Origin of the sequence: Microcoleus sp. D2_18a_B4 (assembly GCF_036702475.1) — a bacterium.
In the GTDB taxonomy this organism is placed as follows: domain Bacteria; phylum Cyanobacteriota; class Cyanobacteriia; order Cyanobacteriales; family Microcoleaceae; genus Microcoleus.
In genome coordinates this window covers 15,403-41,749 of record NZ_JAUBTL010000063.1, presented here as the reverse complement: position 1 = coordinate 41,749, position 26,347 = coordinate 15,403, and the positions used below count along the sequence as shown (strand labels likewise).

18 protein-coding genes and 1 tRNA gene are annotated in these 26,347 nt (G+C 45.5%); 14 read left to right on the top strand and 5 right to left on the bottom strand.

Annotated elements, in window-relative coordinates:
* Positions 1–398: 398 nt before the first annotated feature.
* Positions 399–4,169: a chemotaxis protein CheB gene (locus QUB04_RS27065; RefSeq protein WP_333289204.1), complete on the bottom strand. Its 3,771-nt coding sequence runs from the start codon at positions 4,167–4,169 to the stop codon at positions 399–401.
* A 782-nt stretch (positions 4,170–4,951) separates the two neighbouring features.
* On the opposite strand from QUB04_RS27065, the gene QUB04_RS27060 reads away from it, so the two are divergent.
* The 5 genes from QUB04_RS27060 (at position 4,952) to QUB04_RS27040 (ending at position 11,240) form a co-directional block, all read left to right on the top strand.
* Positions 4,952–5,317 carry a HEAT repeat domain-containing protein gene (locus QUB04_RS27060; RefSeq protein WP_333289202.1) on the top strand — a complete coding sequence of 122 codons (366 nt, stop codon included), beginning with the start codon at positions 4,952–4,954 and terminating at the stop codon, positions 5,315–5,317.
* A gap of 513 nt (positions 5,318–5,830) precedes the next feature.
* Complete coding sequence (locus QUB04_RS27055; protein WP_333289200.1) at positions 5,831–8,353, top strand: calcium-binding protein; 2,523 nt, start codon at positions 5,831–5,833, stop codon at positions 8,351–8,353.
* A gap of 404 nt (positions 8,354–8,757) precedes the next feature.
* Positions 8,758–8,829 (top strand) — tRNA-Gly (locus QUB04_RS27050).
* 525 nt (positions 8,830–9,354) lie between these two features.
* Positions 9,355–10,302 (top strand): oxygen-dependent tRNA uridine(34) hydroxylase TrhO, encoded by a 948-nt coding sequence (gene trhO / locus QUB04_RS27045; protein WP_333289198.1) that lies wholly within the window; start codon positions 9,355–9,357, stop codon positions 10,300–10,302.
* 281 nt (positions 10,303–10,583) lie between these two features.
* Positions 10,584–11,240, top strand: a complete 657-nt coding sequence (locus QUB04_RS27040; protein WP_333289196.1) for a glutathione S-transferase — start codon at positions 10,584–10,586, stop codon at positions 11,238–11,240.
* 78 nt (positions 11,241–11,318) lie between these two features.
* Here QUB04_RS27040 and QUB04_RS27035 read toward each other — a convergent pair whose 3' ends face one another.
* The gene (locus QUB04_RS27035; RefSeq protein WP_333289195.1) at positions 11,319–11,501 is read right to left on the bottom strand and encodes a hypothetical protein; all 183 of its coding nucleotides are present in this window, start codon (positions 11,499–11,501) and stop codon (positions 11,319–11,321) included.
* Between the two features lies 1 nt (position 11,502).
* Between QUB04_RS27035 and QUB04_RS27030 the strand changes: the two genes are divergently transcribed.
* The 9 genes from QUB04_RS27030 (at position 11,503) to QUB04_RS26990 (ending at position 23,377) form a co-directional block, all read left to right on the top strand.
* Positions 11,503–11,691, top strand: coding sequence for a hypothetical protein (locus tag QUB04_RS27030; protein WP_333289193.1), 189 nt, complete (start codon positions 11,503–11,505; stop codon positions 11,689–11,691).
* 33 nt (positions 11,692–11,724) lie between these two features.
* Complete coding sequence (gene dpdE, locus QUB04_RS27025) at positions 11,725–15,060, top strand: protein DpdE (RefSeq protein WP_333289191.1); 3,336 nt, start codon at positions 11,725–11,727, stop codon at positions 15,058–15,060.
* Positions 15,050–15,175: a hypothetical protein gene (locus tag QUB04_RS27020; RefSeq protein ID WP_333289189.1), complete on the top strand. Its 126-nt coding sequence runs from the start codon at positions 15,050–15,052 to the stop codon at positions 15,173–15,175. Before dpdE ends, QUB04_RS27020 begins: the two co-directional genes overlap by 11 nt.
* A 299-nt stretch (positions 15,176–15,474) precedes the next feature.
* On the top strand, positions 15,475–17,379 hold the full coding sequence (locus QUB04_RS27015; protein WP_333289187.1) for a response regulator: 1,905 nt from the start codon (positions 15,475–15,477) through the stop codon (positions 17,377–17,379).
* Positions 17,380–17,457: 78 nt separating this feature from the next.
* Positions 17,458–20,904: a PAS domain S-box protein gene (locus QUB04_RS27010; protein WP_333289185.1), complete on the top strand. Its 3,447-nt coding sequence runs from the start codon at positions 17,458–17,460 to the stop codon at positions 20,902–20,904.
* 45 nt (positions 20,905–20,949) lie between these two features.
* Complete coding sequence (locus QUB04_RS27005; protein WP_333289184.1) at positions 20,950–21,330, top strand: response regulator; 381 nt, start codon at positions 20,950–20,952, stop codon at positions 21,328–21,330.
* A gap of 270 nt (positions 21,331–21,600) precedes the next feature.
* A complete protein-coding gene (locus QUB04_RS27000; protein WP_333289182.1) occupies positions 21,601–22,059 on the top strand; it encodes a hypothetical protein in 459 nt (152 codons plus the stop codon).
* 101 nt (positions 22,060–22,160) lie between these two features.
* Positions 22,161–22,541, top strand: coding sequence for a response regulator (locus tag QUB04_RS26995; RefSeq protein ID WP_333289206.1), 381 nt, complete (start codon positions 22,161–22,163; stop codon positions 22,539–22,541).
* 446 nt (positions 22,542–22,987) lie between these two features.
* Entirely contained in the window at positions 22,988–23,377 is a 390-nt protein-coding gene (locus QUB04_RS26990) for a response regulator (RefSeq protein WP_333289181.1), read from the top strand.
* Between the two features lie 114 nt (positions 23,378–23,491).
* Here QUB04_RS26990 and QUB04_RS26985 read toward each other — a convergent pair whose 3' ends face one another.
* The 3 genes from QUB04_RS26985 to QUB04_RS26975 all read right to left on the bottom strand — a co-directional run bounded on the left by QUB04_RS26985 (position 23,492) and on the right by QUB04_RS26975 (position 26,332).
* Positions 23,492–24,724 carry a pentapeptide repeat-containing protein gene (locus QUB04_RS26985; RefSeq protein ID WP_333289179.1) on the bottom strand — a complete coding sequence of 411 codons (1,233 nt, stop codon included), beginning with the start codon at positions 24,722–24,724 and terminating at the stop codon, positions 23,492–23,494.
* A 108-nt stretch (positions 24,725–24,832) separates the two neighbouring features.
* Entirely contained in the window at positions 24,833–25,471 is a 639-nt protein-coding gene (locus tag QUB04_RS26980; RefSeq protein ID WP_333289177.1) for a Uma2 family endonuclease, read from the bottom strand.
* Between the two features lie 273 nt (positions 25,472–25,744).
* Positions 25,745–26,332 carry a Uma2 family endonuclease gene (locus QUB04_RS26975; RefSeq protein ID WP_333289175.1) on the bottom strand — a complete coding sequence of 196 codons (588 nt, stop codon included), beginning with the start codon at positions 26,330–26,332 and terminating at the stop codon, positions 25,745–25,747.
* Positions 26,333–26,347: the final 15 nt, after the last annotated feature.

Sequence of the window (26,347 nt, the reverse complement as noted above, 5' to 3'; positions counted from 1 at the left end):
CAAACCATCTGCGGTTTTGTACAAACCTCTGTGGATGTGTTTGCCAATCGGCTAGCTGCATGAGTGATAGGTGTGGCCCGTAAATAAAGACCGCGTTGAAAGCGGTTGCTTGGGCAGTCCAAATCCTTCTGTTCAGTCAGCATATACTACTCCTGACTATCTTTGACGAGAAACTTAATGAAGTTTTACAATACCAATTTTTTATGAGGTTGCATAGAATCCGATCCCCCCTAGCCAAGAGGGCGGGCACGGGGAGTAGGGGTCGCACCGCCCCTACTAAGGGGGGGACAAGATTCTTCTCAAAGTCAACCCCTACTCCCCTTCTTAAGGGGGATTTAGGGGGATCGAGATATGTGCAACTTCACATTAAATTGGTATCAACAGTCAACAATCAACAGTCAACAATCATGGATATCGGTTCGTAGCGGCAACCTCACGGTAAAGGTTGCCCCTTGTCCCTCACCCGCACTTGTGGCACAAACTGTACCGCCGTGGAGTTCTACTAAATGACGGACGATCGACAATCCTAGCCCCAATCCTGAGTCTCTGCGAGAGTAGCTACTATCTGCCTGACGGAAGCGATCGAACACATAGGGGAGAAAATCAGGGTGAATGCCCTTACCAGTATCGCTAATTTGGATGTGAGCCATGCCATCAATGTAGTCTAATGCGATTTCAATTCTTCCTCCGGCTGGGGTGAATTTAATCGCGTTTGAAAGTAGATTCCACACCACTTGTTGTAAGCGACTGGGATCGCCCAAAATCTTTGGTTTTAAAGGACTTAGCCTGGATTCTATTTGAATATTTTTGGCTTCTGCGGCGAAACGAATTACCCCGATCGCATTTTCAACCAGTGGATTGATCTCAACTTCAGAAGCATTGAGCCGAAATTGGCCTGTGGTAATCCGCGAAACGTCTAAGATGTCATCGATGAGCTGGTTTTGTGCTTTGGCGGCGCGCTCGATCGTTTTTAGCGCCTCCAGGGTTTTAGCCTCGTCAAATTTTTTCACGCGCAGCAACTGTGCCCAGCCAATCATCGCATTCAGCGGCGTCCGCAGTTCGTGAGAAAGGACGGACAAAAACTCATCTTTGACGCGGTTGGCCTCCTCAGCAGCCGCACGAGCCGATTGTTCTTGAATCCGAAGGCTGCGTTCTCTCTCGTACTGTTTTTGATCCGTGATATCCTCGATCGCCAACAGGATCATCTGTGTATCGCCAAGCGGAGGCATTTTGCGGGCATTGAGCAGCATTATTTTATGCCCGATGTGTTCAAAGTTATGCTCGACCTCAAAATTTTGAAACTGGGGAGTGCCTGCCAGAATTTCTTTGAGGAGCGCTCGCAACTTGGGAATATTCCACTGTCCATTACCGAGATCGAACAATGATCGGTGCTCTGTTTCGCTCGCCATCACCTGAAACGTCTCGTAGAAAGAACGATTGGCGGTGAGCGCCCGCAGGTCGAGATCTAGCACTAGCAACGGTTCCCGCACGGTTTCCACGATCGTTTCGGCGTAATTTTTCGCTTCCATCAAATGCTGGGCGCTCACTTTTAGCTCGTTGATATCCACCAACATCAGCACCGCCCCATCAATCTTGTGGTCGAGCGTCCGGTAGGGTCGAATATGCAGATCGTACCAACGACCGTCTCGATCTTGAACCTCCTGAACTTTCAAATTGAGCGTGCGGATCACCCCTAAAATCCATTGCTCTAAGTCCGGTACTATCAACTTGTGAGTGATGTCGCTCAAAGACCGCCCGACATCGGCAGAAATCAAGTTGAAGATGCCTTCAATTGCGGGAGTAAACCGGCGGATTCGCAGGTCGTTTCCCAGCATCAGGATCGGAATATTGATGCTGGTCAGGAGATTCTCTAAATCGTTGCTCACCTCAGTCGATTCCAAATTGCGCCGCTGCAATTCGTCATTAATCGTGTTGAGTTCTTCATTGGTTGCCTGAATCTCTTCTTTCGCGGTTTCGAGTTCCTCATTCATGCTTTGCAACTCTTCGTTGCTCGACAAAATCTCTTCGTTGGCGGCTCTCAAATCTTGATTAGCGGCTTGATGTTCTTGGACGATCGCTCCGAGATGTTCTTTTGTAGTTTTCAGTTCCTGTAGCAGCCTTGCAATCTCCTCACTTTCACCCTGTGAATCATCAGAGTTGACTCTATCCTCGTCAGCAGCAGGCATTGCAGAGATCGGCGACTCCTCTTGAAACAACACTAAAAAATAGTCTTTTGCTACAGCGCCGGCTTGGAATGGAATCACATTAATTCCGACCTGCCGGAGGCGAGCGCCGTCTTTAAGTTGGAAGCCTGTCCGTGCGATCGGCTGCTTCTGATGTGAGGCTTCTTGAATTGCAGTACGCAGTTCCACGCGCAATCCTTCTTTTGCCATTTTCAGCAGGCTAAAGCTCGCTCTACCGGGAGCCGGTTCTAGGTAGGCATTCGTCTGTCCTCGAAATTGCAGAATCTCGCTGGCTGTGTTAATCACGACTCCGACAGGGGCATAGTGATTCAAAACAATGCGATCGGCCTCTTTTTCCATTTCGATTTCCTCCAATCTTTCCGCGTGCTGCCCTGGTGGGTTGGGTGGTGTCAGAGGGTAGTTGCTAGCATTTAAATCCATGCTAAGCCAATGCGTTACCAGTTTTTTAGTATAAATTTTATTCTTTTTATCGAATACCGCAAACAATAGTGAAAACTCTCCAACCGTTTCCGAAGTGCCTAACAGCAAAAAGCCTGCCGGCTGAAGCCCATAGTGGAACATTGGCAGCAGTTTTTTCTGCAACAGGGGTGTCAGATAGATCAGCACATTCCGACAGGTAATCAAATCCATCCGCGAAAAGGGCGGATCGGCGATCAGGTTTTGTCTCGCAAAGACGCAGAGTTCGCGCACGGGCTTAGCGATTTGGTATCCGCCCTCGACTGGGACAAAGAACCGATGTAGGCGTTCGGGTGAAATATCGGCGACTTGGGCATGGGTATAAAAGCCAGTGCGAGCGATCGCGATCGCATTTTCACTGATGTCTGTGGCATATATCTGAATCGGCAGGGTAGTAGATCGAGCTGCTAAAAACTCTAGCAAGCAGATCGCCATCGAGTAAGCTTCTTCACCCGTTGAACAGCCGGCAATCCAAATTCGGATCGGTTTTTTCGGCGATTTATCTTTGACGATTGCGGGAAAAACATTGCTGCTTAAGGCATCAAAGCTTTCTGGGTCGCGGAAAAAGCTGGTGACATGAATTAAGACATCGTGATACAGCGCCGTTACTTCTGCCGGGGTGTTTTGGAGATATTCGGCATAATGTTCGATCCGTTCCAGCTTGTAGAGCAACATCCGCCGATGTATCCGCCGCTTCAAGGTGGTTTGTTTGTAGTGAGTAAAGTCAACTCCTGCAGCCGCCCGCAGCAAACTGTAGATAATGGCGATCGCATCTTCACTTGCGATCGCATCTTGACTTGCGATCGCATCTTCACTTGCGATCGCATCTTCACTTGCGATCGCAAGTGAAGATGCGCTCATGTAGGGATGACGGCCGATCTCTGCTATTGTATATGCTATTTTTTGCGGTGGCAAGATAAAGTCTACCTGACCCGTAGCCACCGCAGTATTCGGCATACTGCTAACTTGTGCCGTATCTTCACATTGGGCAAAAGTAATACCGCCTGCGGCCTTAATCGCTTTTAACCCTTGGGCACCATCGCTGTCGCCCCCGGACAAAATGACGCCGATGGATTTGTTCCCCCGTTCTTCGGCGAGGGAAAACATAAAAATATCGACGGACATAAATACCCCCTTTCGTTTGCCGCGAGGCGTTAGCTTCAGCACTGATCGCTCGATGGTCATGCTGAAATTCGCGGGGATAACGTAGACCTGATTCGGTGCTATGAGCATCCCATCTGTCACCTCATGCACGGGCATCAGGGTCGATCGAGCCAGAATCAAACTCAACCCACTTCCCTGATTCGGCAACATATGCTGAATTATTACAAACGCCATGCCGGTATCGATCGGCAAATGGCTCAGTAATTGGATAAAGGCTTCCAATCCACCCGCCGATGCTCCTATGGCGACTACAGGAAATAAGTCGTTTTGATCGTTCTGCTGCTTTTGAGCAGTTTTGATAGCAGCTTGAAATTTAAATTTCTTGGAATACTTATTCTGACTCATTTTTTTTACCAGATACCTTCGGGGGCGCGTATTAGAGTTATATTGCATTTGTTTTTAATATATATATATATATATATATATCAGAATGAATAATGAGTCATCTACCTGCCGATATAATAATTTCTACCCGAACTCGGTCGGTGCGCTGCATCGATTTTAAAATTCTTATTTGGGAGTTCCCCCTTTCCTAGCCGGGACAAGATTGAAACGGGAAATCCCTTATAAATTATACTAATTGTACTGTTAAGAGCGGAGAATCAGTGAACTTTCCAGATTCTGCGATCGTAGCAATTCTATGAATGTTTGCGAGCGAGTGGAGTTCCCTAAATGCCCCAACTCCTCAATAAACTTCCAACCGGAATCTTTTGGGTTCTTCTCAAGCAGTGGGGCTAGCGAGAATATGCGGGGAAAGAAAATAGTACAATTAAGTATAAAAAAATCTCCTACAGAACCGCCATTAAGCTCGTTTTTAGGCAGGTTGTGGCGATTAAGAGCGGGATAGCTTCGCTTCACGCAAATTCGCTAGCGCCCCGTCGATGTAAACTATCTCTGGATTATTTTTTTAACTGCTTGAGTCATTTCCAGAGTATCGTTGATTAGCGGTTGCCAATATTGCTTGAACTCAGGAATTACTTCCTAAATTTCTTCGGGTGTTGAAGTTTGAGGATGTTAATTTGCAGACCTAATTTAATAACTGAATTTTTTAATTATTTTATTTTGCCAACATCCGGCACTTTTTGCTAAAATCTTAAATAAAATTAACAAAAATAAATTTTATTTGGATGAGGGAAATTAGGGAAATCCAAGCAGCGCTGCAAAGTTCGGATTCTCAAGAGGGGCTGCGGGGGGTAACGGCTGTGAGAAAGTGCGACTCTGCGGTGGCGCTAGCGAGGTTGCTGAGGAAAGTGAAGGATGGGGAGTTTATGGTGCGATCGTTCGTGGCGATGGGAGGGCGGCAGACTCAAACTGCGGACTCAATGGCGGCCCTGTTAAAAATGATGCAGTTCGCTCGCGATCGGAATGTGCGCGCAGAAGCGGCTAACTCTTTGTCAAGGTTCGGGGCAGGTTTGCGTTGCGATGACAATTTGCTCGTCCCCCACAGTATCATGGCTCGGTTGTGCGATCGGCTGCCGCTGTTTCATCAATGAATACGTGGTTTTTGATGTGTATAGTATCTAGCCAACGCCTTCATTCATAGCGCAATTTTTGTACAAGTTCTGTAGCTTGCTCAGTCGCTACTAAAGTTTTTTTTACGCCTTAATTTTAAGCGGTTAAGAGTGCGGGACAAACTTGTTCTACTTACCTCTATGCCTTGGCGCTCTTTTATTTCAAGAGTGAATCTCTGTTTTGCCACGCACTTAGTATCTTCTGTGGTAAGTCAATACAATATGCCGCCATGTCTAAATAATGTGCTTTTTTTACATCTTTAAAGTTTACCATCTTTGTGGCGGGTTTTATCTCAAAGTGCTGTAAGTCCAGTTATTTTTTTGTGACGATAGGCTATAAGCGATAGCATCTTTTGTTGCAAATGAAACAAATTATGCCAAAAAAACTTTTTTGGAAAATTCGCAGAATTATTGGGAAAAAGCACTGAGAGATAATTAGGGCGTAGTAGCTAAGTAAAATTAGCCCTCGCCTGTTTACACTAAGCAGGAAAAAACATGGCAATATTTCTGGGTACATCCTTAGAGGACACTCTCAATGGCGGGTTAGGCAACGACAGCCTTTTTGGGGCAGACGGCAATGACTCACTTATTGGTTCGGGCTCCAATAACACCTTAGATGGGGGTGCAGGAAATGATACTCTCGAGCCAGGCTTGGGCAACGATAGCTTGTTTGGCGGCGACGGGAATGACTCTATTTATGGCGGTTTTTATAGCTCCTCAAATAGCACCTTAGATGGGGGTGCTGGCGATGATACGATCGATGCCGAGTATGGGAATACCGGCCAGGTGCTACGAGGGGGAATCGGCAACGATTACTATCTAGCTCCACGGGGGAAAACGAGTCAGATTCAGGATACCGATGGCACAGATCGGCTGTTTGTTGGCAATTTCGATATCCAGGGCACAGATGTTTCTCTATCCTTGTCGCCTGGAAAGATTGGATTAACGCGACAAGGTACTAGCCTACTGATTGACATTAACGGAGATGGGATAGCAAAGCCTGCCGATGACTTGGTGATTTTAGACTTTTTCGGTGCATCGCCGACTGTCGCGGGTGCTGGCTTGATCGAAACCATCAACAACCTTTCTGGTACAGCAATCCTCGCTGCTAATCTCACTGAGGCTACGATAGCAGGCGGACTCAGTGTAACCACAGGTACTCCCGGCGATGATAACCTCATAGGCACTGCCGGTGATGAGAACCTCTCAGGCTTAGAAGGCAATGACAACATCTCAGGCTTAGAAGGCAACGACACCCTGGTTGGCGGTGCAGGAGATAACAACCTCAGTGGTGGTGGGGGGAATGACAGCCTCTTTGGTGGCGACGGCAATGACACGCTGGATGGCGGTGCCGACAACGACACCATCAAGGGCAATGCCGGTACTAACAGCCTCAGCGGGGGTGCAGGAAATGACGACATCCGTGGCGGCAGCAACAATAGCACCCTGGATGGAGGTGTGGGCGATGATATCTTGGATGGTGGTGGCCTCTTGTTAGGGGGAGATGGCAATGACTTGTTCTTTACCGGTGTAGGTAGTTCCAACAGCACTTTAGAAGGCGGTGCAGGTAACGATACGCTGAATTCCTACATCAGCAGTAATGGAGGCACTGATGTGCTGCGAGGCGGTGCAGGTAACGATTTATACAATTCCTCCAACAGCAAGTCGAGTCAGATTCAGGATACTGAGGGTATAGATAATGTGCAAATAGGTTTCGGCACCAGCACAAACCTTTCCCTGTCGCTGCTGGCGGCGGGAACTCAGGGGTTGGGGCGCCAAGGTACCAGTCTGGTAGTTGATATCAACAAAGACGGAATCGCCAACCCTGCGGATGACTTGGTGATTTTAGACTTTTTCGGTGCCTCCCCAACCCTCGCAGGTGCTGGCTTAATCGAAACCATCAACAACCTCTCTGGTAGCGACATTCTGGCTGCTAATTTACCAGACTCACCCACGGCGCCGACACCCACAGCGCCAACACCCACAGCGCCGACACCCACAGCGCCAACACCCACAGCGCCAACACCCACAGCGCCAACACCCACGGCGCCAACACCCACGGCGCCAACACCCACCGTGCCAACACCGGTTGCACTCCCACCGCTGCCACCCACACCGATACCCACACCGGTTACGACACCCACACCGGCTACAACACCTACACCCGTTTTCACTCCCTCGCCGGCTCAGACGATCGCACTTCCGATCGCACTCACAGTCACAAGCGCGCCCGCACCGACTGGCTCAGCGTCAGGGAATATCGGCAGCAACAGCAATGACGCGATTATTGCGATCGACGCTAACAGTCCCGTCTACGGCAACAAAGGCAACGACACCTTAATCGGCAATAGCGAAAACAACACATTTTTCGGAGGCAAAGGAGACGATGCCTTATTTGGCGACGACGGCAACGATCTCCTATTTGGCAACGACGGCAATGACACCGTGATTGGAGGCGACGGTAACGATATCGAGTTAGGAGGAAAAGGTGACGACGTTTTGTATGGCGGCGACGGTAACGATGCCATCAGCGGCGATCTAGGCAACAATACCTTAGCCGGCGACGCTGGTAACGACAACCTCTACGGCGGTAAAGATAATGATGCTTTGCTCGGCGGTACTGGCAACGATTTCCTCTATGCCAAAGAAGGCAACGACATTCTCAGTGGCGTTGACGGCACTGCTGCTAACCCAGGGCGAGGCGAAATCGATACGCTGATTGGCGCTGAAGGCAATGATACTTTCTTGCTGGGAGATGCCACCAAGTTCTATTACAACGATGGCAACGATACCGGCACTGGCGCAGGCGACTACGCTTTGATTGTCGGTTTTAACCCGACTGAAGATATCCTCCAACTTCAAGGTGCTCCTAGCACTTACCAGTTAGGTGCTTCACCCGAAGGATTGCCTGCTGGAACCGCTATCTTTAAGAAGACTTCGGGATCGGATGAATTGATTGCGATCGTCCAATCAGTTTCTTTCCTGGCTATTGACAGCACCTCTTTGCGCTTCGTCTAACGGCAAAGTTCGATTCCCCTCGATCGATCGGCGGTTGAAACCGCTTCTTGTCAAACAAAGTCCCTCTCGCTTGAGACTAAGAAATTTAAGTTAGATTAAGTCCTGCCTTTGGTGCAGGACTTTTTTGTCGGGTGGAGGGGCGATCGGCGGCCGCCCAAAATTGATTGTCAAAATGCTATACTAGACCTCTTGCAAAAATAATTAGGACGGGCAAGATGCCCATCCCACAAGATTTATTTTTTCTTGTGGGATGGGCATCTTGCCCGTCCCATCAATTGATGAAAAGGATTTTTGCAAGAGGTCTACTCAAAATCCGAAAATAGTTGTACAATGTTTTTCTAGTGGTTTTTTACCGATCGGCCTCCCAAGTCAAAGAAGGTGAAAACAGGTAAAAAACACTAAGTGCGGGCGTAATTCAGTGGTAGAATGTCAGCTTCCCATGCTGAACGTCGTGGGTTCGAGTCCCACCGTCCGCTTGCGAAAAAACTCTTTAAAACTCTTGAGGAATCAAGGGTTTTGGCGTTTCTAGGGCTGGATCTCTGTGGTTGCACAGGATGTTTTTGGAGACAAACACAGGGTTTTTGAGGGCTGTTTGGAGACAATTTGGAGACAATTTGGAGAGTATTTGGAGTGTCTCTAAATATGGCTTTGGTTAAGCGCCTAGCTCTGCCAATACGTCCAGCACAGTTTCCATATCCGCCAAATCAGCCCTCGACTTTTTGCGTGGTGCTTTTAACTCACATTCCGCACCTCTACGAGACGTATGGCTCATGGTAAAATTTCAAAAGCGACAGGACAACGTTAGCACTTTGGAGACAAATTCGAGACCACACGGGATACAAAAATCAGCTCGGAGGATGTAACCCTTTGCCAGTATCGGGTTCCATGAGTGATGCTTACCTCTTCCGCTGAACCTCGTGGGTTCGAGTCCCACCGCCCGCTTTGACTGAATTTTCATATAATTTAATTATGAAATTTAATTACTCTTATCCATTCAATCTATGGCTTATTTCTTAACCGCTGCTTTATATAAGTTCGTTGAATTACCTGATTTTGCTGAGCTGAAAGCACCGCTACTCGATCGTTGCAACAACAACAACGTCAAAGGCACTATCTTGCTGGCCCAAGAAGGTATTAATGGCACGATTGCCGGCTCGTCCGAGGGGGTACACGCAGTGCTGGCATTCTTGCGTAGTGACCCGCGTTTTGCGGATCTGGTACACAAGGAATCTTTCTCGGAAAAAGCACCTTTTTACCGTCTGAAAATACGCTTGAAGCGCGAAATAGTCACGATGGGGGTACCGGACATTAATCCCCGCCTCATGGCTGGCAAATATGTTAAGCCTGATGAGTGGAATAAGCTGCTTGACGATCCCGATGTTGTCGTGGTTGATGTGCGTAACGACTTCGAGGTATCTCTGGGTACTTTTGAAGGCGCTATTAATCCCAAAACAAAAAGCTTTTCTGAGTTACCTGAATGGGTGCGGCGGGAAACTGCTTTACGCAATAAACCCAAGGTGGCAATGTTTTGCACGGGTGGTATTCGCTGCGAGAAATCTACTGCTTTTTTGCGTACTCAAGGTTTTGAGGAAGTCTATCATCTCGAAGGCGGAATTTTAAAATATTTGGAAACGGTGCCGGAAGCAGAAAGTCGTTGGGAAGGTGAATGTTTTGTCTTTGATGAACGGGTTTCTGTTGGTCACGACTTAAAGCCGGGAAACTATGAACTTTGTCGCGGTTGTCGTCACCCGATTAGTCAGGAAGATAAGGCTTCTGAATTATTTGTACTTGGTGTGAGTTGTCCTCATTGTCATGACTCAAAAACTGAAACCAAAAAACAAGCCTTATCTGAACGTCAACGTCAGATTGAGCTTGCTAAGCGTCGCAACCAAGTACATATAGGCGCGCGCTACGATGGGAAGGAAAAAGTAGATGAGGCCTGCGACTAATATTATTATTCACTAAGCTGAAAGAAACCCGGTTTCTACGAAAAATCTTGTTTGGCGACGAGAAATATCGAAAGAAACCGCGTTTCTGGCCCGAAAAACCCGATCGTGCGATCGACTAATTATATCAATTCCGGCGCAGGCCGGAATGATCTCAAATCCGCGCTTCATCGTCGGGCGTCAAGTCTAATCCTGCGGTCAACAAATAATTCGCGCAATTTTCATTTCTTTGACCCACAGTCAACAGTCAACAATAATTCCGGTGCAACCGGAATTGATCTTATATGTCAGCAACATACCCGATTTTGTATTCCTTTCGCCGCTGTCCCTATGCTATGCGCGCGCGCTTGGCCTTGATGGTTAGCAATCGGGTGTGTGAGTTACGGGAAGTTGTTTTGCGAGACAAACCACCAGAGATGTTGGAGGTATCTCCCAAAGGTACAGTACCAATATTGATTGATGTTGACGGGCGTGTACTGGATCAAAGTATTGATATCATGTTGTGGGCATTGAGACAACACGATCCTGAAAAATGGTTAATGCCACAGCAAGGTTCTGTTACAGAAATGCTGGAACTAATTGCTCTATTTGATGATAGGTTTAAATATCATCTTGACCGTTATAAGTACCCCGATCGTTATCCCGGTGTTGATGCCCAAGTACATCGGTATGAAGGTTCTTTATTCCTGGAAAAACTCAACTCACAGTTAAGTGCCACTAAATATTTGTTTGGTAACAATGTAGCATTGGCTGATATGGCGATCGCACCTTTTGTTCGTCAATTCGCTCATACAGATCAAAGTTGGTTCAACCAACAGCCTTGGCCTGGGCTACAAGCTTGGTTAGCATGGTTCACAGAGTCGGAAATTTATAGCAGTGTTATGCAGAAATATCCGAAATGGGAATCCGGTAATCTAGGCGTTATTTTTCCTTCCTCGTAATTAGTTATTCAGGACTTACGGACTCAAGGGCGTTGAATCAAGGGTTTGAGATTGTTGCACTAGGTTTTCTAATGTTAGTTACCATGCCTTATATCTTGCACCATTCTCAATTAGCCTTTTAGGAACAGGCAAGATGCCTGTTCCACAAGAAAATTTATCTTTTGTGGAACGGGCATCTTGCCCGTTCTTGAGAATGGTGCAAGATGTGAGTTTTAACTCATAGGTTGCACCATTCTCAATTAGTCTTTTAGGAACAGGCAAGATGCCTGTTCCACAAAAAAAATTATCTTTTGTGGAACGGGCATCTTGCCCGTTCTTGAGAATGGTGCAAGATGTGAGTTACCATGCTAAACTTATTGTTTTCCGAATGCCAGATTTGCTGTCATTTGACTACAAAAGTGACTCAGGCAAAAATCGCATTTTGCTAAAAATTTTAACTGGAAAGGATTGATTGTAATCTAGTAAGTATTGTCAGGCTGAAATTATGATTGATGTTGGTTCGTTAGTTCGATCGCCCCGAAGCGATTTGGGAGTCGGAAAAGTTGTCGAGGTATCGCGTACCGAGGCGGTAGTTGAATATTTTTGCTCAGTTAAAAATCGCATCCGCAAAACCGTGCCCTTAAGTCTACTGCAAGAAGCTAGACTTCAGCGCCAAACCCGCTGCTACCTCTGGAGTACCACTCAGGAAAGATGGATAATTGGGCGAGTTTATGACTGGGATGAAGATAAATTAGAGTACGAAATTGACCTGCCCGACAGCCAAAGTTTGCAAGCTGTTGAAACCGAACTTTACGTTCGCTGCAATATCCCGATCGCCGATCCGATCGACATTTTAGCAGTCAAAGGCCAAGAAACGCCGTATTTTCACGATCGCCGATTGGCATTTGTTCAATCTGCGATCGAACAGCGGGCCGTCAGCCGCGGCATGACAGGTTTAATTTCTGCTAACATAGACCTCTATCCCCACCAAGTTGAAGTCGTCCGGCGCGTCCTAGAAGACCCAATCGTGCGCTATTTATTAGCCGACGAACCAGGCCTCGGAAAAACAGTAGAAGCCGGGACAATTCTCCGCCAATTCCTGCTAGATGAACCCAACGGACGCGCTGTGGTACTGGTTCCCAAATACTTGCTCGAACAGTGGCGGCAGGAGTTGGAAAATAAATTCTATTTGTCTCATTTTGCTGACAGAGTGCAGCTTGTTGCTGTTAGCGACATCAATCAAATTAGCCGCAACGCTAACCTAGATTTTCTGATTGTGGATGAAGCGCATGATGTGGCGGCAATGGCAAATTCGAGCGATCGTGCTCAGCAGCAGTCCTTTGAACTCTGTCAGAAATTAGCTCAGAAAAGCAAAAATGTATTGTTATTATCTGCAACGCCAGTTCTCGGCCAGGAGCAAGATTTTCTAACGATGCTGCACTTGCTAGATCCAACAACTTACCGTCTTGATGACCTGGAAAGCTTCAAAGAACAGGTGCAAAACCGTCAAGAAATCGGTCGCGCTTTGCTAGATTTCCGAGAAAATTCCCAGCCGGCTGTCTTGCAAACAAAACTTGCTCAACTTCGCACTATTTTTGCAAAAGATGATTATTTAATCGGATTAGCAACAGAGTTAGAAAGTTGTTTGAAAACTAAAGAAACCGCAAAACAGGCTCGCCTTGTCCGAACTATTCGCACTCACGTTAGCGATACCTACCGCCTGCATCGTCGCATCCTTCGCAACCGCCGGGATGCGGTTGAAGATGTGATTTTCGACCGAGATGCTGTCCCCAAAGCCGAGTATGATCTGAATGATGAACAGTGGTCGGAAATTCAAGCCGTACTCGATAAATGGCGCACAGTCGCTCCCAAGTCGAGCGAATATCAGAGAATTTTTCTGCTGTTTTTCCGCGCTTCTGGTACTTGGCTGAGTGTTTTAGAACGGGTTGTCAAAGCTCGTTTGCAGAAAAAATCGACTCCAGAACTCGATCGCGAATTTGGACCAAATGACACGGCGATTTTGACCAAAACTGCGCTGTTTCCCGAAGAAAGGGAAATGCTGGAAACCTTGCTCAATACCCTGGAAAAGCCCCAGGAAGGACTCGATCGACTGAGTTTGTTACGAATCGCGGTTCTCCGATTTCTGGCAGTTGCTTTGAAGGTTCCGCGCGAGTATCACAGCAAACCTCGCGATTTGCTGTCGAGAATTCAACAGCAAATTAAACGACCGATTCCGGGCGAGCGTTTCCCGAAAATTGTAATATTTACCAGTTTTACTGCAACTTGTCAAGAGATTGCGGAAAATTTAGCTAAAATCTTTGGTAAAAATGCGATCGCCAGCCATGACACGAGCAAATCGGCTGATGATGTTGAGGCGAATGTCAAGCGGTTTAAGACACACCCGCATTGTTTTATCTTAGTGTGCGATCGATCAGCGGAAGCAGGGCTAAATCTGCAATTGACAGATTGGTTAGTTCACTTCGATTTACCCTGGTTTCCCAACCAGTTAGAACAAAGACTCGGCAGAGTCGATCGCATTGGCAGCAAAATGGGAGTGCAATTTTGTTTGTTTGCAGGCCCGGATTTGCCGGAGAGTCCCCATGAAGCTTGGTTTCAAGTTTTAAAAGATGGGTTTGATATTTTCAACAAATCTATTGCCAGCCTTCAGTTTTATGCTGAGGAAAAACTTCTCAAACTTGAAGAAAAGTTGTTTGCTGAGGGAGGCAAGGGCTTATCCAGCGAAATTGAAGCGATTAAAACTGAAATCGAACAAGAGAAAATCAAAATTGACGAACAGTACGTTCTCGATGAAATTGATACTCTTGATGACAGTGCATCTCAGTATTTTGAATCTCTCGACAACTGCGATGCTAAGCATAAAGAAATGCAGCGGGCTACTGAAGGTTGGTTGTGTCAAGCTCTCCACTTCAAACAAATTGAACATCCGAGTGTATCGGGGTTGATGCGCTATAAACCTACTCAAAAAACGTTAATTCCCTCCAAGGATTTGATGACCAGATTGGTTCCTTATTGCCAGCAATATGGTAGTTACAATCGCCGTATTGCTTATCAGAATGCGGATGTTGCTCTTTACCGCATTGGTGAGGGATTGATCGATGCAATTAGCTCTTATATTCGCTGGGACGATCGCGGTCAAGCTTTTGCCATGTGGCGGCATGATGAAAGTTGGGATGCGGAGCCCGGGAAGGAGTGGTTCGGCTTTCAGTTTAATTATTCAATCCAGACTGATGTGCAGCCTGCTGAGCAAGTTTTGCAAGCACAAAACATCGAAAATTACAACTTAAAAGCTTTGCAGCGCCGCGCTGATGCTCTGTTTCTCCCAATTTTTGAAACGGTGTTTGTAGATGCTCGCAGCGAGCCAATGTCTCTGGTGGAAGATGCAGAAATTCTGGCGATTTTGCAGCGTGATTATAAGGGAAAAGGCGGGCCCAATCGGGATTATAATTTGTCGAAAAATCGCACGTCGCTGATTGACAGTTTTGTCGATCCGCTAGAATGGGATGATTTTTGTCAAAAGGGACGGGTGGTATCTGAGGAGTTGCTGCGCGGGCGATCGGCTTTTGTGGAAATGTGCGATCGATCTGCTGTTACTGCTGCTATCCAACTAGAAAACCGGGTGAATCAATTGCAATTGCGGTTGAATCGACTTTCTAAATCCGAACAACTTTTAGAATCGGTTTTGGCTGAGGAAATCAATACGGAAAGTTTGTTGAGTGAAGCGGTTTTAGCTGGTATTCGCCGCCCGCACATGACTCTTGAGTCTGTGGGATTTATTGTGATTTCGGGGCGTCCTCCTGTAAAGTCGGAGGATGAGGGATAATTTGTTTGGGAGGGCGATCGCTCTTTTTGGGGGCGATTGCTTTTTTGAACCGCAGATGCAGGCGGATAAACGCGGATGGACGCAGATGAAGGAAAGGGCGATCGGTTTTATGTAATACCAATTTTGTATGAGGCTGCACATATCTCGATCCCCCCTAGCCCCCCTTAATAAGGGGGGGACAAGATTCTTCTCAAAGTCCCCCTTCTTAAGGGGGATTTAGGGGGATCGAGATATGTGCAACTTCACATTAAATTGGTATAAACTGCGGAAGTGACAGCAATTTTTAGGTTATGGGACTGTAAAAAGGCTAAGATAAAAGGAGCAGTAATGAGTAGCAGTGATTTAGTTAAAAGCCACGCTTCGGCCTGACATCAAAGCGCGTCGATCGCATGGAAATTAAACCACACAGCCAAAATGAAGAAGTCTCAGATCAAAATTCTGCTAGTAGAGGACGATGGATGGCTGAGTGCAACACTGGCCAAGGTGTTGGAAGCAAATCATTACGGGTTCGATCGGGCAAATGATGGACAAGTGGCCCTAGACTGGGCAGCAGAAATTGAGTATGACCTGATTTTGTTAGACGTGCAGCTTCCTAAACTAGATGGAATTACTCTATGTCGGCAATTGCGATCGCAAGGCTACTGCAAACCGATCCTGTTAATGACGGCAAATGATTCAGATGCGGAGGTGGTGGCTCTTTTCGATGCGGGAGCCGATGATTACATCAGCAAGCCTTTTGCTACGGAAGTATTACTGGCAACAATCCGAACTTTATTGCGACGCAGTAAAGCACTTTCCCCAGGAGGTTCTACTCAGAATTCAGCGGCTAATACATTGACTTGGGGAGATCTTTGTTTAGATGTAGATTCTGGTAGAGTGACATTTGGCGAACAAATAATTTCACTGACACCGACGGAATATAATCTGCTAGAATTATTGCTGCGAAATCCCGATCGCATCTTTAGCCGCAATGCGATTTTGGATCGTCTGTGGGGATTTGATGACGCACCAACCGATCGCGCCATTATCACTCATATTAAGGATGTCAGAAAGAAATTGAAGGCCGGCGGCTTAACTGAAGAAATCATCGAAACAGTTTATGGCATGGGCTATCGACTGAAACCGTACCCGCAATCTGCGTCTTTTAACGTCAACAAGTTGCTCAGAAAGAGTACCCAAAAACATCAATCTGGCGGGGTTGAGAACTCCGAGACCGACCAAGTTTTAGAGCGGTTTCGGGGATGCTTCACCCAACAAATTGCTGTATTGGAGCAGGCAAAAACTGCTCTATTAGCAGGAAAGTTAGAAACAGAATTACAGCAATCGGCAAAACATGAAGCTCATAAATTGGCTGGATCTCTGGGATCTTTTGGTTATCCCGAAGGCTCGAAATTGGCACGCTCGGCCGAGCATTTGCTAATAAAATATCGCTCTTTGACTGCTGAGGAAATTACCCGCTTCTCGGAATTGGTGACAGGATTACAGCAGGAATTAGCCAAAAGACCGATTACATCAACGGCTGTACCAGTTTCTACTATTTCAACTTTCAACTATCGGGTTTTGGTAGTTGATGATGATGCTGCATTAACGGAGCGATTGAAAGTAGAATCGGAAGCTTGGGGATTGCGGATGAAAATTGCGCCGAATATTACTGCGGCCCGATCGCGTCTTGCTCTGTCAATGCCCGATGTGATGTTACTAGATTTAAGTTTTGCAGAGACAGAGGAAGATGGATTGACGCTACTGCGAGAACTCACCGAGCGATCGCCTACTCTTCCTATAATTGTCTTTACCGGACGAGATAGTCTTGCCGATCGCTTGGCAGTATCGCGCTTAGGTGCTAAGCAATTTCTCCACAAACCTGCAACCACCGAGCAAATTTTTCGAGCCATCGCCCGTGTTCTACCCAGTCCCAAAACTTCAGAAGCCAAAGTCTTAATCGTAGATGATGACCCTGTGATGCTGGTTAAATTATCAGCGTTACTGACTCCTTGGGGAATTGAGGTGACAAATCTCCAAGAACCACAGCAATTTTGGGAGGTGTTAATTACCATTGAGCCCGATTTAGTAGTGCTGGATCTAGAAATGCCGATCGTCAGTGGCTTAGAATTGTGTCAGATCGTCCGACAGGATATCCAATGGGAAAATTTACCGATTTTGGTGGTGACAGCCCATACCGATCCAGAATCTCTGCAACAAGCCTTTGCAGCGGGAGCCGATGATTTTATTACCAAGCCGGTACTAGGGCCTGAATTAGTCACGCGGGTACTCAGCCGAATCAAGCGCACTCGTCCTTTACTTAAGCCTGGGAATACTTAAATAAAACTTACGCACGAGGGCTAAAAACCCGGTTTCGGCCTCAATCTAAAAAATGTAATTAATTAATTAAGTAGATTAATGATAGATCATACTGATGAGAATTATGGGGAATTGCAACAACAGCAACAACAAATCCTTGCTAAAACCGCACTTTCTCTCTCCGAATCCGTCAATCTAGAAGATATTCTCAACACTACGGTAACGGAACTCAGAAACATTCTGCAATGCGATCGGGTAATTATCTTCCAATTTGCTCCAGACTGGAGCGGAAAGGTGTTGGTAGAGTCAGTTGGTTCAGAATGGACAGCAATCTTATTCACTCAGATTCACGATCCTTGCGTGGGTGAAAACTATATCGCACCCTTCAAACAAGGCTTATTTACCTCTAAATCTGATATTTATACTGCCCCAATTGATAATTGTCACCGGGAATTCCTGGCAACTTTTCAAGTTAGAGCTAACCTGGTTATTCCTATCCTTAAGGGAGAAGAACTTTGGGGATTATTGATTGCCCATCACTGTGCAGCCCCTCGCGAATGGCAACCCTCAGAAATTGAACTCATGCGACAGCTAGCAACTCAAGCTGGAATTGCCATTCAGCAAGCTGATTTATTTCCTCAAGTACAAACGGAACTGAGGGAGCGCCAACAAGCAGGAATTTCCCTACAACACCTCCATACTGAACTCGATCAACGAGGCATAGAACGGACAGCAGAACTCACTAAAGTCAACGATAGCTGCCAACAATATATCACTCAAGCTGAAGACCTGTATAATAATGCTCCCTGTGGCTATCATTCCCTAGATGCAGCAGGAACAATAATTATGATTAATGATACGGAACTGAAGTGGTTAGGCTATACCCGCGAGGAAATTGTGCACCAAATGAAATATGTTGATTTAATGACAATTGAAAGTAAAAATCTTTTTTATCAAAACTTTCCCTTATTTAAAAAACAAGGCAGGCTCGATAATTTAGAGTTTCAGATATTGAATAAAAATGGAGAACCCCTTTGGATTAACCTAAATGCTACAGCAATTTATGATGAAGCAGGTAACTTCATGATGAGTCGTTCTAGCGTATTTGATATCACAGATCGCAAACGTACTGAAGAAGCCTTCCGCCAATATGAACGCATCGTCTTCAATACAACAGATGGGATTGTGTTGATGGATCGCAACTATATTTATCAAATAGTCAATCCAGCTTATTTAACTTGGTGCAACAAATCTGAAAGCGAAGTTATCGGAAGTTCTGTTAGAAATATCCTGGATGCAGACGTGTTCGATAACATGATAAAACCTCGGCTAGACAGATGTTTGGCTGGAGAAAAAATTCAGCATGAAAACTGGTTTGATTCTCCCAATTTAGTCCGGCAATTTTTGAGCGTTACTTATATTCCTTTACGTGATGCCTGCGAAAATATTGTAGGGGTAATCGTTAGTCTGCGCGATCTGACTAAGCTTAAACAAGCCGAACAAATGCTGGAACTTCAGGCTGTTATTACCCGTAATATAGCGGAAGGAATTTGCTTAGTAAGAACCGACAATGGGGTAATTGTCTATGCCAATCCTAAATTTGAGCAGATGTTTGGCTATGACTCTGGCGAACTCAACGGTCAGCACGTTTCGATAGTGAACTATGGCAGCGAATCGGTGAGTCCTGAAGATGTAAATCAAGCCATTCGGTCTGCCGTTTTACAAAGCGGTGAATTTAGCTATGAAGTTCATAATGTCAAGAAAGATGGGACTCCATTTTGGTGTAGTGCCACTTGCTGTGTATTCAATCATTCCGACTATGGCGAGGTTCTGGTGGCAGTTCATCAAGATATCACAGTAGCGAAGCACCTCGAAGAACTTCGACAAGAGGCGGCAGTAGCCTTACTACAGAAATCCCGAAAGGAAAATTTGCTATGGAGGATTACTCAAGGGATTCGCCAATCTTTGGATCTGGAGGCAGTTCTAAATACTGCTGTTACTGAAATCAGGCAGACATTACAAACGGATCGCGCTGCTATTTACCGCTTTAATCCTGATTGGAGTGGTGATTTTGTCGTGGAGTCAGTTGGTGAGGATTGGGTAAAACTGATAGGAAGCGATGTTCAAAAAAATTGTGCAGATACCTATCTGCAAGAAACTCAGGGCGGTCGATTCCGCAATCATGAAAAGTTTGTTGTTAATAATATTTACAACGCTGAACTTCAACCATGTCATATCGAGCTAGTGGAACAATTTCAAGCCCAAAGTTATGCAGTTTTCCCGATATTTTTGAGAGAAAATCTCTGGGGTTTGTTAGCTATATACCAAAATAATGCACCTCGTCAATGGCAATCCTGGGAAATAGACTTACTTGAAAAGATTGCCAGCCAATTGTCGATCGCCATTCAGCAATCCAAACTCTACCAACAACTTCACCTAGAACTGCAAGAACGTAAGCAAGCCGAAGCCACGATCCGAGAAGCCGAACGACGCTGGCGATCGCTCTTGGATAACGTGCAGTTGATTGTTGTCGGAATTGATATAGGGGGAAATGTCAATTACGTTAATCCTTTTTTCTTAAAAATCACAGGATATACTCACCCAGAAGTTGTCGGGAAAAATTGGTGTGAAAACTTCTTACCCAGTTCTATTATACAATCAATTAAAGTTGTTGTTTCGGAACTTTTCACCCATAACTATCATCCCTATTATCAAAATCACATCTTGACCAAATCTGGTGAAGAACGGTTCATTGCGTGGAACAATACCATTCTGCAAGATTCAGAGGGCAACCTCATTGGAATGATCGGCATTGGGGAAGATATTACCGAACGACAAAGGATCGAACACATTAAAGATGAGTTCATTGGCATTGTCAGCCATGAACTTCGCACTCCTTTGACAGGAATTCAAATGTCATTAGGACTAATAAAAAGTGGGGTTTATGATAACAAGCCAGAAAAATGTAGACGCATGATTGAAATTGCCCTCCTCGATACCAATCGATTAGTGAACCTGGTTAATGATATTTTAGATTTGGAGCGCCTAGACTCCGGGCGGGCAATTGTGGAGAAAACCGTTTGGAAAGCTGCCGATTTGATGCAGCAAGCAGTAGATAGCATTCAGGCGATCGCTATTCAACAGCAGATCTCATTAATCGTTAACCCCACAGATGCAGAAGTCTGGGCAACAGGAGATGCGATCGTCCAAACCTTAACAAATTTGCTCAGTAATGCGATTAAATTTTCACCTGCCGATTCCACAATTCATCTGAGTGCCCAAAACCAGACAGACTTTGTGCTGTTCCAAGTTAGCGATCGCGGGCGAGGCATTCCTGCCGATAAACTAGAACTCATTTTTGGTCGATTTCAGCAAGTCGATGCCTCCGACTCCCGTGAAAAAGGAGGCACCGGTTTAGGTTTACCAATCTGTCGCAGTATAGTTGAGCAGCATGGTGGCAAAATCTGGGCGGAAAGTATCTTAGGTGAAGGCAGCACATTTTGCTTCACCCTACCCTTACCCACCATTGAAGAACGCTTAGATTAATCTGTAGCATCCACCCCAAACCCAAAATCTCCCATCCAAAATCCCATGACAGAGAGACAAATTCTAGTTGTTGACGATGAAGAACACCTACGGGAACTTGTGCAAGCCTGCTTAGAAGATTTAGGCGGATGGGAAACAGTGGGGGCAGGATCGGGAGAGGAATGTTTACAAATACTGCAAATAAAACAACCCAACGCTATTTTGCTAGATGTATCTATGCCGGGAATGGATGGGTTTGCCGTGTACGAGACCCTCAAGTCCGATCCGATTACCCGATCGATTCCAGTGATTCTGCTGACAGCGAAAGTTTTGCCCAGCGATCGGGCTAAATTTGCCCAGATGGCCGTAGCTGGGGTAATTGCCAAACCAATCCAACCGATCACGCTGACGGAAGAAGTAGCAGAGATTTTGGGATGGGATGATTGACAATCAAGCATCCAGGATACAAGCCCCCGGATTCATTCCGAAAGCAGACTCAGACCCCAGAAATAAAAAAACTGTATCCGATGAAACTTGCCGAACGTATTTATCCGTGGGGGTGAATGCTTCAATCGAAAATCGAAAATCGAAAATCGATTGACTTTCACCATTTTTGTCAATTTTTGTAACAATAACGGAATCTTTACCAATTCCTTACCGTTGCTATTTAGTCTCCTGTTATGCAGCTAACAGTTCTTGGCATTAGGAGGAGACTCAATGAATGCTTTTCAGGCTTTGAATGATATAAATCAGGATCGGGCAGGTTCATTTTCCCGTTTTCCCACTGGTTGTCAGCAATCCACACTTTGGATTGCTCATACAGAGGAAACACCGATCGCAGGTATTACAATTCAAGAAAAGAAGCTGACACTGATCCTTAAGATTCGCATTTCTGACATTCATCTTGTCAAATTGAATCTCCAAATCACTCCCGAAACTGTTTTAATTAAAGGTCAACCTACCGAAGTGGCGGGAGTAGAAGGTTATTTCCTTCCTAGTAGATTTCAAAGTCTCATCCCGTTGCCCCACCGCGTACATCCTGAAATCTATGGCACTGAAATACACGGCGCTGGTTTAACAATTCAGCTTGCTAAAGAGTTGAGAATTCCGCCATCCGAAGTTCGGATTCAACTCTCACCTGCAAATTTGAGCAATGGCTCAAAGATGTGTATTTGAGACCCAATTGACCACCGAAAAATTGATTTATAATCAACCCAAATAAAATGAACACTTTGCAACTAGCTAATTATGATCGCAGTCTCCTTCCCGAAAACAAGATGATAGGGAAACAAATTCTCATCGTTGATGACCAAGAACACCTCCGCGAACTGATACAGATGTGCCTGGAAGACCTCGCGGGATGGAACACCCTGGTGGCCGCATCAGGAAAAGAATGTTTACAAATCCTACAAACAGAACGACCTAACGCTATTTTGCTGGATATATCAATGCCGGAAATGGATGGGTTTGCTGTGTACGAGATCCTCCAATCCGATCCCATAACTCGATCGATTCCAGTGATTCTGCTGACAGCAAGAGTTTTGTCAAGCGATATGGCCAACTTTGCCAAAATGGGTGTTGCTGGGGTAATTCCCAAACCATTTGAAGCCACCACCCTGCCGGGAAAAGTGGCAGAGATTTTGGGATGGAATGATTGACCGACAGCATCCAGGATACCCGCCACGTGAGTCATCGATCCAGAAATAAAAAACCTGTATCCGATGAAACTTGCCGAACGTATTTATCTCGCGCAAGTCAATGCTTCAATTCTTTAATCCAAAATCTAAGGATAGCGAATTAAATAACTTACAATTTTAATTGTTATTGTGGGATGGGCGTCCCGCCCGTCCAAAAAGGACGGGCGGGACGCCCATCCCACTTTCAAGAGTGGAAGTTATTTAATTCTCATTCCTAAAATCTAAAATCTATTGACACTCCCCGGTATGGCAGACGCAGGATTCTTAAGACTTTATAATCTTAATATTCCTATTGGTAGGCTTCCAAAACTCACCCTGGGGGCGTGACAAACTCGCCAAAAACCCAGACAGGGCTACTATTTGACAGGCTGTTCAAAAAATAAATGAAGCCTTTATAAGTTATTGGTATGACTACAAAAAGACTTTTATTAATTCACAAAAATCCGACTATAGGGGAGGTAATCCAGGCTTGCTTGACTGATGTGGTAGGTTGGAAAGTCGAAGTTGCGGGCTCGACTTTAGAAGGATTGCGACAAGCAAGTTCCTATCAGCCAGATGCGATTATTTTGGAGGTTTCTATCGGCGAAATAGATGGAGTGCGATTTCTCAAACAACTAAAAAGCCAACCAGAAACCCAAGGGATTCCGGTTGTGCTGCTAACTCTCAAAGCCAAATGGTCAAATTTACAACAGAGTTGGTTCCACAAATCTCAACTTGCAGCAGCGATCGTCAATCCTCTAGAACCAACTATGCTTGCCGTTGAGATTGCGAAGGTGTTGGGTTGGGATTTAGACTGACTATCCTCTCTAAGAACCTGGGGATTGTTCGATACAATTTCTCTCAGTAATTGCTATTTTTACGAAATCTTTCTAATGGAGGCCGATGAATAAAAGGGATCTCGCACTTAGGGACTAAACCTCCTCAAAAATTGCGCCTCGCTGCTGTAGATTCACCTGCATCTCCTCATCGATTCCTGAATTGTTCCCGAATCTGGCTGACTCGATATTCGCACCACTGAAATTAGTATTTGTTAAGTTCACTTCCAGCAGATTTGCACCGCTCAAATTGGCGCCGCTGAGGTTAGCTAAAGCTAGACTTGCTTTGTGCAAATCTGCACCGCTTAAATCAGCATTTCCTAAGAAAGCCCCACTCAAATCTGCACCGCCGAATTTGGCATTTTGCAGGTTGGCGTCGCTGAAATCGGCATCGTTTAAGGTTGCACCCCGGAAATTTGCCCGATCGAGATTTGCGCTGCTAAAATCCACTGCACTTAAAGTCGTTCCGCGCAAGCTGCTACCCGCGAAATCTACTGCTGGATTGAGATTGGCGATTTTTGCCAACTCTGCAAAGTTGTCGGTTTCAGCGGAAATAATGCGATCGACCATTTCCTGCAATTCCGATTCAGCTTCCGGCACAATTTCCACTTCGCGCGGTTCAACCGGAGGCAAATTGTAGGAGAATAGCGCCCAACTAAGAGCAGGTTTGAGTTTATTTGCTTGCAGGTATGCAGTCAGAATTCTTTCTAAAATCGAATGTTGATTTGGCGTGATTTCGTGCGGCCACAAACCCTCAGCATCTGTGAGATAAATATCTTCTTTAGCCACTTCAAAAGCCGCCGCTAGCCGAAATTCTTTGGCAGTAATTTCTCCCAGCTTAGCACTTTTTAGCAAACCTTTTAATACGGATTTGCCCTGTTCTACTGCAAAAATCCAAGCTGGCGTTGTATCATCGCTGATTGTGGAAACGTGACAAAATATGCTCTCTGTCTCCTTAGTTTTTTCCACCTTCTCCCCCCCCGGAACTCCCCGCTGGCTTTCGGTTGCTAAATTTTCTGCACTGCTTTGAATGGCCAGGGTTTCTTCTATTGGCCAAAGCTTGAAAGAACCGACTAACTGACGTGATGCTACGGGAATTTCGCAGTTTTCTAGATAGAGTTTTAGCGTCCCGCCTTGCAGACCAAACTTGACGCGACCACCTAGCAGGGGTTCCCAATGCTCGTTAAAATTCAGGCTCAAGTGAATGTCGAGCTGCTGGGTTTGGGGTGCAACCGATGGAACGGGAATTGCTTCTAATTGCATCCACAAGCAATCTGGGTATTTGTTGTGTGACTCTAGCGATCGCATATCGGGTAGAATTGCTGGCACTACCAGCCTGTAATTGATATTTAAATTAGTTTATCATCTTTATTTTATCACAACACAGCTTTTTATCGCGGGTTTAAATTGTAAATTTTGTTTAATTCTCTCCGCCCTTCATTGGTTTTGCTGAATTTGGCTTTTTACCCAATTCCGAAATGCTTTTACTAATTCCAAATAGTCCATTGTTTCTGCTTGTTCCAAAAATCTGACAATCTCTAATATCGGTAAGCTGGGAAAGGCTAAACTGATCTCGCCCTCAACGTATTCTCCATTTTCTAATCTGTTAATTCTGAGTCGCAGTCCATTATAAATCCAAACTTCCGGCACTCCCAGATCCGCATAAATCTGCAAACTATTTTCGGAACTGCTGGTAATATCAATTTCCACCACTAAATCCGGCGGCGGATCTTGAGTCAGGTCAATTCTTTTTTTGCCTTTAACTGCACTAATATTCTGGATATAAAAACATTCATCCGGTTCTACACCGCTAAGTTCAGGACGCTTGAAAGTGGTGGAACCAAGAGGCTCAATTCTCACCTCTAATTCTTCCGCTAAGGTTTCCACAAATCGACCCATTATTGTTTTGAAGCGTTCGTGTTCTGGAGAAGGTACCCTAATTTCCAGATTGCCGCGATTATATGTCAGTCGAATTTGCCGATCGCCGATTTCGGCAAGCAAAGTTTCGTAGGTTTGCCAACTGATACCCGATAGCTGGACAATTTGTTCGGGCGGGGAGAGAGTTTGAGCAGTCATCTGATTTTAGATTTTAGATTTTAGATTTTAGATTTCTCCCGCGAATAAATCCGGGGTCAGAAACCAAATTGTTTTGGATGATAGCGATTAAAAGGGCGGGTTTTTGAGATTGTCAATTATTGGCAGATATTTTTCGTGAACCCGCCCCTACCGTATTAGGGGTAATCGACCGGACATAATATCATTTCTTTGCACTTTTACATTATATCTTCGAAAAAAGCTCGATCGCTCTTTAATTACTGAGTTAAAATATGTGCTATCGAGCCAGAATGTTTAGTCACCACTCTGCGCCGGAAATACCGAAGACAAATCCAGAGACAAATCTGGAAAACCCGGAATTACCACCGTCTGATTTGGCAAAACCACTCGTTGCAATTGATAACTATAACTCCCGTTTTTTTTCTGATAAGGTTCGCTGTGCATTTCCAGTTGATTATCAACCAAATTAAATATCCAATAATTAGAAATTCCAGTCTCAGCATAGAGAGGCAACTTCGTTCTCCGATCGTACTTCAAAGTAGAATCTGAAACCTCAATTACCAACCAAATATCAGCAGGCTCCGGGTGAGAAGATAAATAATTATCAGAACGATTGCGAGCAATAACAACATCAGGCTCTGGTTCGCTATCAGCCGACAAAATAATCGGCTCTTGACCGCGCACGATCGCTCGTTCTTCCAGCAGTGGGTACAATTTTTTAAGCAATAGCGAGTTGCAAACAGAGTGAAACGTACCTTTAGCAGCCATAATGATAATTTCTCCGCGAATCAATTCAACTCGGTCATCGGGATCAAAAAATCCCAGTTCTTCCAAACGGTGATATTCGGCGATCGAGAATCGTTTTGCAGTTACGGCAGTCATAGCTTTTGTTACCCT

What these genes read in the sequence shown, in the direction of transcription:
- QUB04_RS27065 (WP_333289204.1), bottom strand. Translation starts at nt 4,169, where the DNA reads ATGAGTCAGAATAAGTATTCCAAGAAATTTAAATTTCAAGCTGCTATC.
- QUB04_RS27060 (WP_333289202.1), top strand. Translation starts at nt 4,952, where the DNA reads ATGAGGGAAATTAGGGAAATCCAAGCAGCGCTGCAAAGTTCGGATTCT.
- QUB04_RS27055 (WP_333289200.1), top strand. Translation starts at nt 5,831, where the DNA reads ATGGCAATATTTCTGGGTACATCCTTAGAGGACACTCTCAATGGCGGG.
- trhO (WP_333289198.1), top strand. Translation starts at nt 9,355, where the DNA reads ATGGCTTATTTCTTAACCGCTGCTTTATATAAGTTCGTTGAATTACCT.
- QUB04_RS27040 (WP_333289196.1), top strand. Translation starts at nt 10,584, where the DNA reads ATGTCAGCAACATACCCGATTTTGTATTCCTTTCGCCGCTGTCCCTAT.
- QUB04_RS27030 (WP_333289193.1), top strand. Translation starts at nt 11,503, where the DNA reads ATGCCTGTTCCACAAAAAAAATTATCTTTTGTGGAACGGGCATCTTGC.
- dpdE (WP_333289191.1), top strand. Translation starts at nt 11,725, where the DNA reads ATGATTGATGTTGGTTCGTTAGTTCGATCGCCCCGAAGCGATTTGGGA.
- QUB04_RS27020 (WP_333289189.1), top strand. Translation starts at nt 15,050, where the DNA reads ATGAGGGATAATTTGTTTGGGAGGGCGATCGCTCTTTTTGGGGGCGAT.
- QUB04_RS27015 (WP_333289187.1), top strand. Translation starts at nt 15,475, where the DNA reads ATGAAGAAGTCTCAGATCAAAATTCTGCTAGTAGAGGACGATGGATGG.
- QUB04_RS27010 (WP_333289185.1), top strand. Translation starts at nt 17,458, where the DNA reads ATGATAGATCATACTGATGAGAATTATGGGGAATTGCAACAACAGCAA.
- QUB04_RS27005 (WP_333289184.1), top strand. Translation starts at nt 20,950, where the DNA reads ATGACAGAGAGACAAATTCTAGTTGTTGACGATGAAGAACACCTACGG.
- QUB04_RS27000 (WP_333289182.1), top strand. Translation starts at nt 21,601, where the DNA reads ATGAATGCTTTTCAGGCTTTGAATGATATAAATCAGGATCGGGCAGGT.
- QUB04_RS26995 (WP_333289206.1), top strand. Translation starts at nt 22,161, where the DNA reads ATGATAGGGAAACAAATTCTCATCGTTGATGACCAAGAACACCTCCGC.
- QUB04_RS26990 (WP_333289181.1), top strand. Translation starts at nt 22,988, where the DNA reads ATGACTACAAAAAGACTTTTATTAATTCACAAAAATCCGACTATAGGG.
- QUB04_RS26980 (WP_333289177.1), bottom strand. Translation starts at nt 25,471, where the DNA reads ATGACTGCTCAAACTCTCTCCCCGCCCGAACAAATTGTCCAGCTATCG.
- QUB04_RS26975 (WP_333289175.1), bottom strand. Translation starts at nt 26,332, where the DNA reads ATGACTGCCGTAACTGCAAAACGATTCTCGATCGCCGAATATCACCGT.